13 protein-coding genes and 1 pseudogene are annotated in these 13,959 nt (G+C 69.4%); 3 read left to right on the top strand and 11 right to left on the bottom strand.

Going from position 1 to position 13,959, the window contains the following annotated elements:
- Both BLR95_RS09860 and BLR95_RS09855 read right to left on the bottom strand, forming a co-directional pair.
- The coding region (locus tag BLR95_RS09860) for a ParB N-terminal domain-containing protein (protein ID WP_092619099.1) at nt 1–632 on the bottom strand (632 nt) is incomplete at its 3' end.
- A 58-nt stretch (nt 633–690) separates the two neighbouring features.
- A complete protein-coding gene (locus BLR95_RS09855; RefSeq protein WP_092619096.1) occupies nt 691–984 on the bottom strand; it encodes a helix-turn-helix domain-containing protein in 294 nt (97 codons plus the stop codon).
- A 176-nt stretch (nt 985–1,160) separates the two neighbouring features.
- Here BLR95_RS09855 and BLR95_RS16325 point away from each other — a divergent pair.
- Both BLR95_RS16325 and BLR95_RS16095 read left to right on the top strand, forming a co-directional pair.
- A pseudogene (locus BLR95_RS16325) lies at nt 1,161–1,412 on the top strand (helix-turn-helix domain-containing protein); the annotation flags it as partial.
- A gap of 6 nt (nt 1,413–1,418) precedes the next feature.
- Nucleotides 1,419–1,715, top strand: coding sequence for a hypothetical protein (locus BLR95_RS16095; protein ID WP_245689411.1), 297 nt, complete (start codon nt 1,419–1,421; stop codon nt 1,713–1,715).
- A gap of 329 nt (nt 1,716–2,044) precedes the next feature.
- On the opposite strand, the gene BLR95_RS09845 is transcribed toward BLR95_RS16095, so the two are convergent.
- The 4 genes from BLR95_RS09845 to BLR95_RS09830 are packed head-to-tail and all read right to left on the bottom strand — an operon-like array spanning nt 2,045 to nt 6,815.
- Nucleotides 2,045–3,112, bottom strand: a complete 1,068-nt coding sequence (locus BLR95_RS09845) for a DUF4340 domain-containing protein (protein WP_092619090.1) — start codon at nt 3,110–3,112, stop codon at nt 2,045–2,047.
- A gap of 4 nt (nt 3,113–3,116) precedes the next feature.
- Nucleotides 3,117–5,045, bottom strand: coding sequence for a Gldg family protein (locus BLR95_RS09840; RefSeq protein WP_092619088.1), 1,929 nt, complete (start codon nt 5,043–5,045; stop codon nt 3,117–3,119).
- Nucleotides 5,046–5,100: 55 nt separating this feature from the next.
- Nucleotides 5,101–5,847, bottom strand: coding sequence for an ABC-2 transporter permease (locus BLR95_RS09835; protein WP_092619085.1), 747 nt, complete (start codon nt 5,845–5,847; stop codon nt 5,101–5,103).
- Between the two features lie 14 nt (nt 5,848–5,861).
- Entirely contained in the window at nt 5,862–6,815 is a 954-nt protein-coding gene (locus tag BLR95_RS09830; protein ID WP_218119527.1) for an ABC transporter ATP-binding protein, read from the bottom strand.
- Nucleotides 6,816–7,048: 233 nt separating this feature from the next.
- On the opposite strand from BLR95_RS09830, the gene BLR95_RS09825 reads away from it, so the two are divergent.
- Nucleotides 7,049–7,453 carry a DUF4332 domain-containing protein gene (locus tag BLR95_RS09825; RefSeq protein ID WP_092619082.1) on the top strand — a complete coding sequence of 135 codons (405 nt, stop codon included), beginning with the start codon at nt 7,049–7,051 and terminating at the stop codon, nt 7,451–7,453.
- A 30-nt stretch (nt 7,454–7,483) separates the two neighbouring features.
- On the opposite strand, the gene BLR95_RS09820 is transcribed toward BLR95_RS09825, so the two are convergent.
- The 5 genes from BLR95_RS09820 to BLR95_RS09800 form a co-directional block, all read right to left on the bottom strand.
- Nucleotides 7,484–8,608: an osmoprotectant NAGGN system M42 family peptidase gene (locus BLR95_RS09820; RefSeq protein ID WP_092619079.1), complete on the bottom strand. Its 1,125-nt coding sequence runs from the start codon at nt 8,606–8,608 to the stop codon at nt 7,484–7,486.
- A 29-nt stretch (nt 8,609–8,637) separates the two neighbouring features.
- Nucleotides 8,638–10,395, bottom strand: a complete 1,758-nt coding sequence (gene ngg / locus BLR95_RS09815) for an N-acetylglutaminylglutamine synthetase (protein ID WP_176787765.1) — start codon at nt 10,393–10,395, stop codon at nt 8,638–8,640.
- A 74-nt stretch (nt 10,396–10,469) separates the two neighbouring features.
- Nucleotides 10,470–12,251 carry an N-acetylglutaminylglutamine amidotransferase gene (locus BLR95_RS09810; RefSeq protein WP_092619076.1) on the bottom strand — a complete coding sequence of 594 codons (1,782 nt, stop codon included), beginning with the start codon at nt 12,249–12,251 and terminating at the stop codon, nt 10,470–10,472.
- 218 nt (nt 12,252–12,469) lie between these two features.
- Complete coding sequence (locus BLR95_RS09805; protein WP_092619073.1) at nt 12,470–13,222, bottom strand: sulfite exporter TauE/SafE family protein; 753 nt, start codon at nt 13,220–13,222, stop codon at nt 12,470–12,472.
- Between the two features lie 12 nt (nt 13,223–13,234).
- Entirely contained in the window at nt 13,235–13,852 is a 618-nt protein-coding gene (locus tag BLR95_RS09800) for a DapH/DapD/GlmU-related protein (RefSeq protein ID WP_245689410.1), read from the bottom strand.
- Nucleotides 13,853–13,959: the final 107 nt, after the last annotated feature.

The raw sequence follows: 13,959 nt of genomic DNA, 5'->3' as shown, positions 1-13,959 counted from the left end.
GGCAGCCGTGCCAGATCCAGCAGCTCCTTCTGCGCCCGGGCCAGCGGCGTACCCACCAGGGCCCGCCGCACATCCGGGGCCAACCCGGTGGCGATGCTCACCGCCCGTCGGATGGTCCGGTCGGTCAGTCCGCAACGCTCGGCGGTGTCGCGGCTGAACGACCAAACGGACATCGTGTCCGTTTGGTCGGCGGCCGCCTCGCTGCGCCGATCTCCACCTCGTTTTGCCTCTGGATGCAGGCGCTCGTAGACTTCCTTGCGCTGCGCCAGGAACACGGCCCGGTCCAGCGGGTTCAGCTCGTGCCGAACCAGGTTCTCGTCGATCTCTCGCAGCCGCGCCGCTTCGTCCGACCCCTGGTAGACGAACGCCGGGATGTCCGACCACCCCAGAAGCTCGGCGGCCCGCAAACGGTGGGCGCCGGCGATCAGCCGGTACGTCTTCGCCGTCAGGCGCCGCACCTCGATCGGCTGGCGCAGGCACCCCACCTCGGCGATGTTCTCCGCCAGCAGATGCGCATACGCCTCGTCCACCGCCCGCAGGCGGTCGCCCACGTCAACGTCCGACAGGGCGACCGTGTTCAGCCCCAGTTCCTTCATCGGTTCCGCCATCCGTTCCGTCATCCGTTCCTTCATCGCTCGGTCTCTCCGGTGGGGCGAAGACGATCCTGTTCACGCACCGCGAGTCTCCTGTTCAGGCGCAGTCGCGCTTTTGACTGGCGGGCGGGGGCGCCGCCGCGCTACCGTCTTTGGGTGGATGAAGCGGCGTGCCGTCCGGCTCGTACCGCTCGGGGAACAGGCGCTGGGCCGTCGTGTCGAGGGCCCGGGCAATGGCCTGCTCCGCGTGGTAGTAGGGCTGGCGCAGCGCCACCCGGCAGGCCGCCTCGGGCAGCCCCGCCGCGAGCGCCACGCCGGTCAGCGTCAGGCCCCGCTTGTGCAGCAGGCCCCGGATGTCGATCGCTCGGTGCTTGATGGCGCGCAGATTCATCCTCGCTCCCGCCGGCCCCCGCCAGGGCCGGTTTCTCTAGGGGGTGACGCTTACGTTTGTAACTACGTTGGTAGGGATGATGACCGCTTATAAGCGGCTCTTCAAGCAGAAAAGCGGCATCCGGGTTCGCAAAGCGCCGCCCATAGGCGGCCCTCCGGTTTTGCCATTTTATATCAATGGGTTGCCGAAACATGGATGCTGAAAAAAAGTCGGATGCCGATCATCCGAGTTCCGCCGCCAAAGTCGGATTCCGCTTTTCCGCAGCCATATCTCTTTTTGGGACAAAGCGAGAGGCCGCTAATAAGCTTGGGGTCTCAACCGACCAGTTGGCTCGTTATGCCAAAGGCTCTACGAGCCCACCGCTGTCGGTCCTAGCCCGCCTATCTGCCGAGAAGGGAGTCAGTCTGGACTGGCTGGCGACGGGACATGGAAGCATGCGGCCCGCGCTCGATGCGGCCCCGCCGTCGCCTGATGATGCTCGGAGCACCGGGGACTTCGATGAGGAGCTGCATGCGCACCTCGTCGACGGCATCATCGCGGTCTATCGCGAGGAGAACGTGGGCCTGCCGCCCCGCGATCTTGGCCGCTTGGCCGCCCGTATCCACGCCGACCTGGTTGCCGCTTACGACGACCCCGACGACCGCAAGGTGGCACTGAAGCTCGCCCTGCAGCACCTCCGGCGAGACCTTCGCGCCGCCCCCACTGACGGGCAGAGCAAACGCCGGGCCTGAAGGTGGTGAATTCGCCCCAGCAACAACCTGCCCGAGATCATCGCGCAAGCTCAAGGGTGCGCGCGCTGGCGTGCTGTCGTTTTGGGGGTATATCGTTGGGACTGTTGAGAGCCGGTTGGGAGGCCGCTGGCGACGGGATGGTCGCCCTCCAACATCAAGTGTCGATCCGGCCGTTTCCGGCGCCTACTCCAAAAACGAGGCCGGACGACGGCCCGCCCCGAAACCCCAGCCATCCCGCCACATCCCGCCCGATCCCACCATATCCCGCCTCCCTCCAAGATCAGGTGTCAACCCACAGCGGTGCCGGCAGCCCCCGGCGGTTGGCAGGGTCAGCGGGTGTCGGGGCTGGGGGTGGTGATCAGGTCGTCGAGGGATTTTTCCAGTGGTGCGGTTTTGAAGCCGGGCAGTCTGAACAGGCGTCCCTGGGTGCGTTGTTGCCAGGTGGTGGCCTGTTCGGCGAGGGTTTCATCGAGGCCGTTTTCGGGCAGGGTCAGGCTGATGCGGACCCAATAGGGGGCCGGGCCCTCGGCGGTTTCGGTGCCGGCTTCGTGGCTCATTTCGAGCCCCACGGTGAGGCCGTCGAAGGTTTCGAAGGTGGCCTTGATGGTGCTGGCGGGGTCCAGCTCGATGGCGTTTTCGGGGGCCACGTCGTCGAGTTTGGCGTCGGTCAGCACGCGGGCCACGGGGGTCAGGATGTGGTCGCCTTTCTGGGCCTTGCCCTCGGGCACCTCCTGGAGCGTGAAGCCGTCGGCCTCGGGGCTTTGGCGGACCAGGGTGAAGGGCGTGCCCTGGGCCGGGGTGACGTGGACCCGGGCGAGGCGGCTTTCCTCGAGGTCCATCAGGTCGCGCTCGGCCCATTCGCGCACCGAGGAGTCGGGTTGCACGGTGCCGGTGGCCAGCCAACTGCGGGCCTCGCCCGGGCGGCGCACGAAGACGCCGCCTTCCTCGCCCAGCACGGTGGCCCGCTTGCCGACCAGCAGGCGGTCGATGGGCTGTCCGTCCTCGCCGAGCAGGGCGACCAGGATGGAGCGCGCGCCCTCGGTGTCCCGGTCGGCCACCTTCAGGCGACCGTACAGGTCGGGATCATCGGTTTTGGCTTCCACCTTTTCCATGCGGGCCAGATCGATCAGCAGGCTTTTCACCGCCTCGGCGCGGGCCGGGTAGCTGTCGTGGCCGGGCAGTTGCCACGCCCCATCCAGGCGGACCACGTCGATCTGCCCGTCGGCGTCCTCGACGCGCACGGCGGCCACCTCGTCCAGGCGGTCCAGCAGGCCGGGCAGGACGCGGCCGGCGACGTCCACCGGGGCGGCGATGGGGCGACTGAGCAGGGTGACGGCGGTCAGGACGGCCAGGGCCAGGGCGACGGCGGCCATCCAGGCGACGGTCACGGGCTTCATGGCGTCAGGACTCCTGTCCGGCGGAAACGGGGGGTTGGGCGGCGGCGCGGCGCCGCCGCCGCAGGATCACGGCGCCGATGGCGACCCCGGTCAGCAACACCGGCAGGCCGGCGATGTTGAGCCAGCGCACGGTTGCCTTCACGGTTTCGATCTCCTGGCGCATGGCGTGCTGGACGGCGCGCAACTCCTGGCGCACCTCCAGCATCTCGGCGCGGAAGCGATCCACTTCCTGGCGTTCGGCCTCCGAGAGCAGGGCCTGCCCGGCCTGACCGCCGGCCGACTGGATTTCCTGAAGGCGCTGGGTCAGCTCGTCGAGCCGCTGGCTGAGCTGCTCCTCCTTGGCCCGGAAGGTCAACTCGGCCTGCCGGCGGATGTCCTGGATCAGGGTGAACGGGCGTTCGGTGGTGCCGCGCCCGCGCAGGTCGGCCAGGGCCTCGCCGCCGGACAGGGATTCCAGGGCGTTGATGACCAGATTGTGGTTGTCGGCCTGGGGCACGGTCATGGCCTGCCCGAAGAAGTCGGCCCGGGTGGCCCAGAACTGCTCGTAGAGCATGTCGGCGTCGGCCACCACCACGGCATTGAGCGGCGCCACCGACTTGGCGAGCGGCGTCGCCGCGCCGGCCTCGACCCCCTCGGGCGGGCCGTCCGGGTAGGCAGTGGCGATGTCGCCGCGCAGCCGGGCGGCGAGCAGCAGGGACTGGCCGCGCGGGGTGAAGCCGGCGAGCAGGTCCATGGGGTCGGGCCGGCCCTCGAACAGGCCGGAGTCGGCGGTATCAGAGCGCGGCGAGGTGGTGATCAGCGGCGTCACCTCGACCCCGCTGCCCTCGATCGGGGTCAGCACCCCGGCGGTGGCCAGATTGAGCGCCTCCAGGTCGCCGACCATGGGTTCGCCGGGCAACAGGTTGCGCGGGGTCAGCGACAGCCAGGCCAGATAGTCGATCACCTGCTGGCGACCCAGGGTGCCCCGGGCGGCGACGCGGCGCGCCGCCTCGGCGTCCAGGGCCACCTTGCCGGCGTCCCAGTCGATGCCCCAGGCGGCGAGCAGCGGCGCCACGTCGCTGCCGGTGTCGGCCCCCGGCGGGCGACGCTCCAGGGCAGCGGTTTCGGCCACCGGGTCGGCGAACATCAGCACCGGGCCGCCGGACAGGGCGTACTGGTCGATGGCGTAAAGCGCCGCCTCGGAAAGCCGCGACGGGGCGACCACCATCAGCACGTCCACATCGCCGGGGATGGGGGTGGCGTCGTCGGGCAGGGACTTGAGGTCGAAGAACTGGCGGATCTGCTCGACGATCAGCCACGGCTGACCGCCCGGCGGCTGGCCGCCCATGGCCATCGGCGGGCTGCCCGAGCCGGTCAGCGGCAACCCGGCGAGCAGCCCGACCACCGGCCGCTCGGGGTCGGCCAGGGAGAGGAACAGGCGGGTCAGGTCGTATTCCAGGAAGGCTTCGCGGTCCAGATTGAAGAAGGGGATGACCTCGCGGCCGTCGGTGCTGTCGGTGGCGACCAGCCCGAAATAGCCCGGATCGCCGGCCTGGGTGATCGGCACGCCCTGCAGGCCGGCGGCCACGGCGCGGTCCTCGGCCGGGCTGAAGGGCTCGGGCTCGACCACCTTCAGGGTCAACCGGCCGCGCGACAGGTCGCGGTAGCGGGCCAGCAGGTCGCGCACCCGCTCGAAGTACTCCCGGTAGCGCGGCACCGCCTCGCCCAGGTTGGACGAGAAATAGAGGGTGGCGGTGATCGGCGCCGGCAGGTCCTTGAGCACCCGGCGCGTCGAGTCCGAGACGGTGTAGAGGCCGCCCTCGGTCAGATCGAGCCGGGCCTGCTTGACCCCGGCCTGGGCCAGCACGTTGACCAACAGGAAGATCAGCGCGCCCAGCACCAGTCCGGCAATGGCCAGGGTGGAGGAGCGGCGGGTTTCAAGAAAGCGCATCATGGCGAGGCGACCCTCTGCACCGGAACAACAGGCGATGGCATCGGCGCGGGCATGGTCAGGCCCCCCGCGTGCGGCTGACCGCCAGCACCGTGGCGAACTGCCAGAAGACGATCATGGAGGCGAAAAAGATGACGTCGGCCAGCCCGATCACCCCCTGGCTCAGGGCGTTGAAGTGGGTCAGGAAGCTCAGGCCGGCGACGCTGTCGACGATCAGCGGCGGGGCCCAGGCGCGGAACAGGTCGAGCACCATGTCCACCCCGCTCATGGTGAACAGGAAGCACACCGCCGCCCCCAGGATGAAGGCGATCACCTGATTGGTGGTCAGCGCCGACATGCAGCCGCCGACCGCCAGGAAGGCCCCGGCCATGGCGAAGCTGCCCAGATAGCCGGCGACGATCACCCCGTTGTCCGGGTCGCCCAGGATGTTCACGGTCAGCCACATGGGAAAGGTCAGGGCCAGGGCCACCCCGGCGAAGGCCCAGGCGGCCAGGAACTTGCCGAGCACCGCCTGGGACACCGACAGGGGCAGGGTCATCAGCAGCTCGGCGCTGCCGGATTTGCGCTCCTCGGCCCACAGGCGCATGGACAGGGCGGGAATGAGCAAAAGGTAGAGCCAGGGATGGAACAGGAAGAAGGCATCCAGGCTGGCCTGCCCACGCTCCAGGAAGCCGCCGACATAGAAGGTCAGCGCCCCGGAGACGGCGAGGAAGATGACGATGAAGACCAGGGCCACCGGGGTGGCGAAGTAGCCGGCCAGTTCGCGGCGGGCGATCACCCAGACGGGGGCGAGGAAGTTGGGCATGGTGGGGCCTCTTCTTACGCGGCGTCGGCGGGATCGGCGGTGATGCGGCGGAACACGTCGTCCAGCCGGCCACGCTCGACGTAGACCTCGCGCGGCCTGATCCCGGCTGTGCCCAGGGCGGCCATCACCGCCGCCATGACGTCGCCGGGCGGCGCCGTGCCGGGCAGCACACGCAGCCCGTCCCCTTCGGCCGGCACCTCGACGGCGCCGCCACCGGGCAGATCGGCCAGGGCGGCGCGGGCGGGCTCGCTGTCCTCGGAGGCCAGCCCCAGGCGGATGGCGTTGTGATGGGGCAGCCGGGCCAGCAGTTCCTCGGCCGTGCCATCGGCGAGCAGCCTGCCCCGGGCGATGATGACGGCGCGCGAACAGACCGCCTCCACCTCTTCCAGGATGTGGGTGGAGACGATGATCGCCTTCTCCGCCGCCATGTCGGCGATCAGGCGGCGCACCTCGTGCTTCTGGTTGGGGTCGAGGCCGTCGGTCGGCTCGTCGAGGATCAGCACCGGCGGGTCGTGCAGGATGGCCTGGGCCAGCCCGACGCGGCGCCGGAAGCCCTTGGACAGGGTGTCGATGGGCCGCCCCAGCACCTCGGCAAGATCGGTGCGCGCGATGGCCCGCGCGATCGCCGTGTTGGCCGCCTCCCCTTTCAGGCCGCGCACCCCGGCGACGAACTTCAAGAACCCCTCGGGCGTCATGTCGCCGTAGGCCGGCGCCCCCTCGGGCAGGTAGCCGAGCGCCGCCTTGGCGGCCAGCGGCTGGGTGGCGACATCGTGGCCGGCGATCACGGCGCGCCCGGCCGAGGGCTCGAGGTAGCCCGCCGCCATGCGCATGGTGGTCGTCTTGCCCGCCCCGTTGGGGCCCAGGAAGCCGAGCACCTCGCCCTTGTTCACCGACAGGCTGATGCCGTCCACGGCACACAACGGCCCGAACCAGCGGGTCAGGCCGGACAGCGCGATCATCTCGCTCATGATATCGGGTCTCTCCGAACGACGTGTCGGATGGGAAAAGCCGGCGGCAGATTTGGGGCCATTCGGCCGCCTGTCAAGCCGGCAGGCCGGCTGTGTCGCCAGACACCGGGGGCCGCGCCCGCCGCCGACTTATGCTGTTTCGCACTGGAAAGTCGCCAAGCCAGGCCCCATCTGCCAAAAGGACTGACGGACGGACCGGCAGTTCAACGGATGGTCGGCATCGGGAGGAACCCATGACCAAGCTGGTGGACATCGAGGGGATCGGCGCGGCGTATGCCGAAAAGCTGTCGGCGGCCGGGGTGAGCACGGTCGAGAAGCTGCTTGAGAAAGGCGCCTCGCCGGCCGGCCGCAAGGAGCTGGAAGCGGCCTCTGGCCTCTCCGGCAAGCTGATCCTGCGCTGGTGCAACATGGCCGACCTGTTCCGCATCAAGGGGGTGGGCGAGGAATACGCCGACCTGCTGGAGGCCGCCGGGGTGGACACGGTACCCGAACTGGCCCAGCGCAACGCCGCCAACCTGCACGCCAAGATGGAAGAGGTGAACGGCGAGAAGAAGCTGGTCCGCGCCCTGCCCTCGGAAAAGCAGGTCGCCGACTGGGTTGCCCAGGCCAAGGATCTGCCCCGGGTGATGACCTACTGAGCCCGGCCGTCCGGCGCCCGGCGTCGTCGATCAGCCGTCCAATTGCACTTCCGGCGGCGGGAAGTCGTCGATCGGGCCCAGGGCCTTGTGGTCACGTTTGAAGATCAGCGGGCTTTGCATGTAGGCGGCGAGCAGGCGGGCGGTGGCGATCAGCGAGTCGCGGTGGCTGCGCTCCCAGCCGTGCGAGGCATCGACGGCGAAGCAGACCAGCGCGGTGCGGATGTCGTTGCCGGCTTCCAGGGCTGCCGCGGCGTCGCTGCGGTAGTAGCGGAAGACGTCACGGCTGTGCTCGATGCCGTGGCGCTCGCAGAGGTCTATAAGGCGCCGGTTGAGGTGCCAGTCGAAGGGTCCGGAGCTGTCCTGCATGGCGATGGTGACGCCATACTCGCTGGTGTTCTGCCCCGGCGCGATGGTGCCGTTGTCGACCGAGACCATCTCCGCCACGTCGCCGTGCAGGATGTGCGAGGCCCCCACCCCGACCTCTTCGGAAATGGTGAACAGAAGGTGGCATTCGATGGGCAGCTCGATGCCCGCCTGATGAATGCCCCGGGCGGCGGCCAGCAGGGCCGCCACGCCGGCCTTGTCGTCCAGGTGGCGGCTGTTGATGAAGCCGTTGTCCAGGAACTCCGGCTGGGCGTCGACGCTGACCGTGTCGCCCACGTTGAAGCCGACCTCGACCAGATCGGCCCGGTCGCGCACCGGCTCGTCGACCCGGATCTCAAGGTTGGTCCACTCGCCGGGCTGGCTGTCGATCTCCTTGTTGTAGGTGTGCCCGGAGGCCTTCAGGGGCAGGATGGTGCCCCGGTGCCGGCCGTCGTCGGTGTGGATGGTCACCCGCGCCCCCTCGGCCATGCGGGCCGACCAGGTGCCGATGGGCACCACCGACAGGCGGCCGTTCTCCTTGAGGCCCTTGACCATCGCCCCCAGGGTGTCGAGGTGGGCGATGATCGCCCGGTCGGGGCTGTAGCGCCGGCCCGGCACGGTGGCCCGGATGGCGCCCCGGCGGGTCAGCTCGAAATGGATGTCCATCGCCGCCAGTTCGCGGCACACCAGATGCACCGCGGCGTCGGTCATGCCCGAGGGGCTGGGCGTCTCGAGCAGGCGCTGAAGAACGTCGAGCAGGTAGGCAGGATCGATGGCGATGTCTTGCGACACGGAAGGTGTCTCCTTGGCAGCGCGCCCCGTCAGACCGCCAGCGGCGCGGCGTAGCGGGTCTGCGGGAACAGAAGGTCGATGAAGCGTTCGGCGGTCGGCTGGGGCTCGTGGTTGGCCAGCCCGGGGCGCTCGTTGGCCTCGATGATGACATGCTCCGGCCCGCCGATGCCAGGCACCAGGAAGTCGAGCCCGACCACCGGGATGTCGAGCGCCCGGGCGGCGTTGACCGCCGCCTCGATCAGCTTGCGGTGGACCCGGTCGGTGACGTCGTGGATGGTGCCGCCGGTGTGCAGGTTGGCCGTCTTGCGCACCGCCAGGGTCTGTCCGGCGGCCAGCACGTCGTCCATCTGGAAGCCGCCCAGGGCGACGCAGCGGTGGGTCTCGGCGTCCAGCGGGATGCGGCTTTCGCCCCCGGTGGCGGCGGCCCGGCGGCGCGACTGCTTGTCGATCAGCTCGCGGATGGTGTGGCGGCCGTCACCCTTCACGCTGGCCGGACGGCGCACCGCGCAGGCGACCACCTTGAAGTCGATGACGATGATCCTGAGGTCGTCGCCGGAGACGAACTGCTCGACCAGCACCCGGTCGCAGTAGCGGCGCGCCTCGCCGACCGCCGCCTCGACCTCGTCCAGGGTGGCCAGATCGACGCTGATGCCCTGCCCCTGCTCGCCGCGCGCCGGTTTCACCACCACCCGCTGGTGGCGGTTGAGGAACTCCTCCATGCCTTCCAGGTTGGGGCCGACGGTGATCTGATCGGGCACCGACAGCCCGGCCCCGGCCAGCAGGCGGCGGGTCAGTTGCTTGTCGTCGCAGCGGCTCATGGCGATGGCGGAGGTCATCTCGCTCAGGCTCTCCCGGCAGACCACGGTGCGCCCGCCCAGCGACAGACAGAAGTACCCGGCCTCCGGATCGAGCACCTCGACCCCGATGCCGCGCCGCCGCGCCTCGTCGACGATGATGCGGGCGTAGACGTTGAGCTCCGCCTCCGGGGGCGGACCGATGAACAGCTTCTCGTTGATCGGGTTACGCTTTTTCATGCAGTACACGGGTACCTGGGCGAACCCGAGCTTGTCGTAAAGAGCGATCGCCTGGGCGTTGTCGTGCATCACCGAAAGGTCCATGAAGGCGCGCCCCGCCTCCTTGAAGGTCTCGATCAGGCCGCGCACCAGGGCCTCGCCCACCCCGGGCAGCGACGACTGGGGATCGACCGCCAGCGACCACAGGCTGGACCCGTTGTCCGGGTCCTCGAAGGCGGCCCGGTGGTCGATGCCGGTGACCCCGCCGACAATGGCCCCGCTACGGCTGTCCTCGGCGACCAGGAAGACCAGCCTCGAATCGTCCAGGTGCTTGGTGTAATAGCCCTCCCAGGCCGGCACCATGCCGCGCCCCATGTAGATGCGGTTCAGGCGCTCCTCGTCCTGCCAGTCGGCCAGCCGGCGCACCGTGAAGCCCTCCGGCAACCGCTCGGCCGGCGCGTAGTTGGCGAAATCCAGGCGGAAGGTGTGGCTGGGGTCGAGGAACAGGTCCTGCGGCGCCATCGACAGCAGCACGTGCGGATCGCGGACGTAGAAGGCGATGTCGCGCTGGCCCTCGCGCTCGCTCAGCACCTCGGCGATCAGGCGGTCGTGGCCCTCGAAGGTCTGGGCGAAGATCAGCCGCCCCCAGCCGGCGTCGACCACCGTTTCCGGGCGCATGCGCTCGACCGCCGGGCTGTCCGGCAACTCGCCCCAGTTCTTCAGCGAGGCCATGTCCTGGCGATCCAGGGGGCCTCTGTTCCGGGTGTCGGCCATCGGGGCGTTTTCCCTGTTCGCTGATGTCACGGATTGGTGGTGCCTAAAGACTGGTGGCTCAAAGACTGGTGATATCAAAGACCTTGGGCGCTCAGCCACAGTTCCAGCAGGGCGACCTGCCACAACTTGGAGCCGCCGAGCGGGGTGATCGGCCCCTCGCCCCGGCCGGCGGCGGCCAGCAGGTCGTCCACGTAGTCGGGATTGAACAGGCCGCGCTGGCGGGCCTGGGGCCGGGTCAGGGCATCGCGCACATACTCAAGATAGGGCCCCTCGATGTGTTTCAAGGCCGGCACCGGGAAATAGCCCTTGGGGCGGTCGATCACCGCCGAGGGGATGACCCGCCGGGCGACCTCCTTCAGCACCCCCTTGCCGCCCTGGGCCAGCTTGTGCTCGGCCGGGATGCGCCCGGCCAGCTCGACCAGTTCGTGATCGAGGAAGGGCACCCGGGCCTCCAGGCCCCAGGCCATGGTCATGCTGTCGACCCGCTTCACCGGATCGTCGACCAGCATCACCGTGGTGTCGAGCCGCAGCGCCTTGTCGACCGCGCGGGGCGCGCCGGGCAGCCCGAAGTGGCCGGCCACGAAGGCCCGGCTGACGTCCTCGGCCAGCATCCCGGGGTCGAGCACGCGGGCCATCTCGCCATGGTCGCGGTCGAAGAACACCCGGGCGTAGTCGCCCACCGGGTCGGCGCTGTCGAGCAGCGGCGGGTACCAGTGATAGCCGCCGAACACCTCGTCCGCCCCCTGGCCGCTCTGGACCACGCGGACGTGCTTGCTGACCTCGCGCGAGAGCAGGAAGAAGCCGACGTTGTCGTGGCTCACCATGGGCTCGTTCATGGCCCGGATGGTCGGTTCCAGCGAGTCGAGCAGGCCGGCGCTTTCGACGAAGATCTTGTGGTGGCGGGTGTCGAAGTGCTGGGCGATGACGTCGGAATAGCGGAACTCGTCGCCCGACTCCCCACCCGCCGCCTCGAAGCCGACCGAGAAGGTGTTGAGCCCCCGCTGCCCTTCCTCGGCCAGCAGGCCGACGATCAGGCTGCTGTCCAGGCCGCCGGAGAGCAGCACGCCGACCGGCACGTCGGCGACCAGCCGGCGGCGCACGGCGGTTCTGAGGGCGGCCAGCACGCGCTCTTCCCACTCGCCGGCGGAAACGGCGTGGTCCGCCTCGGACGGGTTGACGGCAAGCTGCCAATAGACGGTGTCGCGGGTGTCGCCATCGGGCTCGATCACCCGCACCGTGGCCGGGGGCAGCTTGCGGATGCCCTTGAACAGGGTGAACGGGGCCGGAACCACGGCGTGGAAGGTCATGTAGTGGTGCAGGGCCACCGGGTCGATGTCGGTGTCCACCCCGCTGGCGGCGAGCAGGGCCGGCAGCGCCGAGGCAAAGCGCACGCCCCGTGGCCCGGGCGCCAGGTAGAGCGGCTTGATGCCCAGGCGGTCGCGGGCCAGCACCACGCGGCCGCTGTCGCGCTCGACGAGGGCGAAGGCGAACATGCCGTGGAAGCGCTCCACCGCCGCCGTCCCCCAGCGATGATAGGCCTTGAGGATGACCTCGGTATCGCCCTCGGAGAAGAAGCTGTAGCCGACCGCCTCCAGCTCGGCGCGAAGGTCGCGGTAGTTGTAGATGCAGCCGTTGAAGGCGATGGACAGGCCCAGCGCCGGGTCGACCATGGGCTGCTGGGCGTGCTCCGAAAGGTCGATGATCTTCAGGCGCCGATGGCCCAGCGCCACCCGCCCCTGGGCCAGCACGCCGCCGCCATCCGGGCCCCGGGGGACCATGGCCTCGGCCATGCGCGCCACCGCCTCGACCGAGGCCGGAGCATCGTCAAAACGGACCTCGCCGCACAATCCACACATGAAAATGAAGGCTCCCTGGAAACGTGATGTTGCCCGTACAAGGGGCGTGCCAAGGGATAAAGATAGGCGGCACCCCCCATACTGTCAAACCGGCCGCCCCCAAAAATCCAAGATCAGGGACAACGGGAAACCACACATCCTGACGAAGAATTCAAAATCGATACTTTGATGAAACTTTACTTCGACCACCAATACATTTCGCCCATCGGCCACCGCTCTCAGAAGAGCGCCTTGCGGATCATGTTCAGCGCCAGCAGGCCCAGCAGCAGCTTCACCCCGCCCTGGAAGCGTCGCGGCTCCAGCCGCCGCCCCAGTCGCTGGCCGAGGACCATGCCAACCAGCACCGGCCCGGTCAGGGCCAGGGAGAGCAGCCCGGTCTCGAGATCGAGCAGCCCGACCCCGCCATAGGCGACGATGATGCTGGCCGAACTGACCAGGAAGAACAGCCCGAGGGCGGAGACGAACAGCGCCCGCTCCAACCCCAGGGCCAGCAGGTAGAGGATGATCGGCGGCCCGTTGATGGTCGACAGGCCGCCCAGCAGGCCGCCGGCCAGCCCGGCCAGCACTCCGCCCGGGGTGGCGAGACGCGGCGGGAGAGTACGTCCCGGGGCCAGCCCGCCCAGGCCGAGCACGGCCAGCACGATCACCCCCAGCACGCCGTACAGCAGGTCCGGGTCGAGATCGGCCGCCCAGCCGGCGCCCAGCCAGGTGGCCGGCGGCAGCACCACCAGGGCCGGCCACAGACGGCGCAGGTTCGCCCCCAGGTGGCCGCCGCTGCGCGCCTGCCACAGGTTGGAGATGAGCGGCGGCACGGCGTTCAGGGCGATCACCAGATCGGCCGGCAGGAACAGCGCCGACAACCCCACCCCGACCAGCGGCAGGCCGAAGCCGAACACCCCCTTCACCGTTCCGGCGAGCAGAAAGACCAGACCAAGCCCGGCCAGGGCGGCGGGATCAAGCGGCAAATCCATCGCCCGGCCCGCTCAGAGGGGATCGTACTTGCGGCAGAAGGCGTCCACCGACAGGGTGCGGAAATCGCCCAGGCGCTGTTTCAGGTGCTCATGGGACCAGTCCCACCAGGCGATGCGCTTCAAGGCCGCCTGGATGTGCTCGGGGAAGCGCGGGCGCAGCACCCGGGCCGGGTTGCCGACCACGATGGCGTAGTCGGGCACCGGCCTGGTGACGATCGCCCCGGCCCCGACCACCGCCCCCAGGCCGACGCTCACCCCGGGCAGGATCACCGCCCCATGGCCGATCCAGGTGTCATGCCCGATCTCGGTCCAGAAGCTCCGCCGCCACTCGAAAAACGCCGCGTCGTCCGGCCCCAGGCCGTACATTTCGCTGCGGTACTGGAAATGGTGCTGCGAGGCCCGTTCCATGGGGTGGTTGCCCGGGTTGATGCGCACCTGGGCGGCGATGTTGGCGAAGCGGCCGATGGTGGTGTAGGTGATCTCGGCGTCCTCGACCACGTAGCTGTAGTCGCCCAGGGTGACCTCGGTCAGGCGGGCCCGGGGGCCGACCTCGGTGAAGCGGCCAAGGCGGCAGTCGCTGACCCGGGCGCTGGGGTCGACGGTCGGGCCATCAGGCGAAAGGATCTTCAACGGAGGGAACTCCCGGCGGCGGACAATGGTTCCCCGAGGGATGCCAGAGCCCCCGCCCGAAGGCCAGCAAAAGGCGCCGACCGGGCGGCGTGAAAGTTCGGTGACGG

It is taken from the genome of Roseospirillum parvum (genome assembly GCF_900100455.1).
In the GTDB taxonomy this organism is placed as follows: Bacteria; Pseudomonadota; Alphaproteobacteria; order Rhodospirillales; family Rhodospirillaceae; genus Roseospirillum; species Roseospirillum parvum.
The sequence above is the reverse complement of the archived record's forward strand: the minus strand, read 5'-3'. Positions and strand labels throughout refer to the sequence as shown.

What these genes read in the sequence shown, in the direction of transcription:
- BLR95_RS09855 (WP_092619096.1), bottom strand. Translation starts at nt 984, where the DNA reads ATGAATCTGCGCGCCATCAAGCACCGAGCGATCGACATCCGGGGCCTG.
- BLR95_RS16095 (WP_245689411.1), top strand. Translation starts at nt 1,419, where the DNA reads ATGCGGCCCGCGCTCGATGCGGCCCCGCCGTCGCCTGATGATGCTCGG.
- BLR95_RS09845 (WP_092619090.1), bottom strand. Translation starts at nt 3,112, where the DNA reads ATGAAGCCCGTGACCGTCGCCTGGATGGCCGCCGTCGCCCTGGCCCTG.
- BLR95_RS09840 (WP_092619088.1), bottom strand. Translation starts at nt 5,045, where the DNA reads ATGATGCGCTTTCTTGAAACCCGCCGCTCCTCCACCCTGGCCATTGCC.
- BLR95_RS09835 (WP_092619085.1), bottom strand. Translation starts at nt 5,847, where the DNA reads ATGCCCAACTTCCTCGCCCCCGTCTGGGTGATCGCCCGCCGCGAACTG.
- BLR95_RS09830 (WP_218119527.1), bottom strand. Translation starts at nt 6,815, where the DNA reads ATGAGCGAGATGATCGCGCTGTCCGGCCTGACCCGCTGGTTCGGGCCG.
- BLR95_RS09825 (WP_092619082.1), top strand. Translation starts at nt 7,049, where the DNA reads ATGACCAAGCTGGTGGACATCGAGGGGATCGGCGCGGCGTATGCCGAA.
- ngg (WP_176787765.1), bottom strand. Translation starts at nt 10,395, where the DNA reads ATGGCCGACACCCGGAACAGAGGCCCCCTGGATCGCCAGGACATGGCC.
- BLR95_RS09810 (WP_092619076.1), bottom strand. Translation starts at nt 12,251, where the DNA reads ATGTGTGGATTGTGCGGCGAGGTCCGTTTTGACGATGCTCCGGCCTCG.
- BLR95_RS09805 (WP_092619073.1), bottom strand. Translation starts at nt 13,222, where the DNA reads ATGGATTTGCCGCTTGATCCCGCCGCCCTGGCCGGGCTTGGTCTGGTC.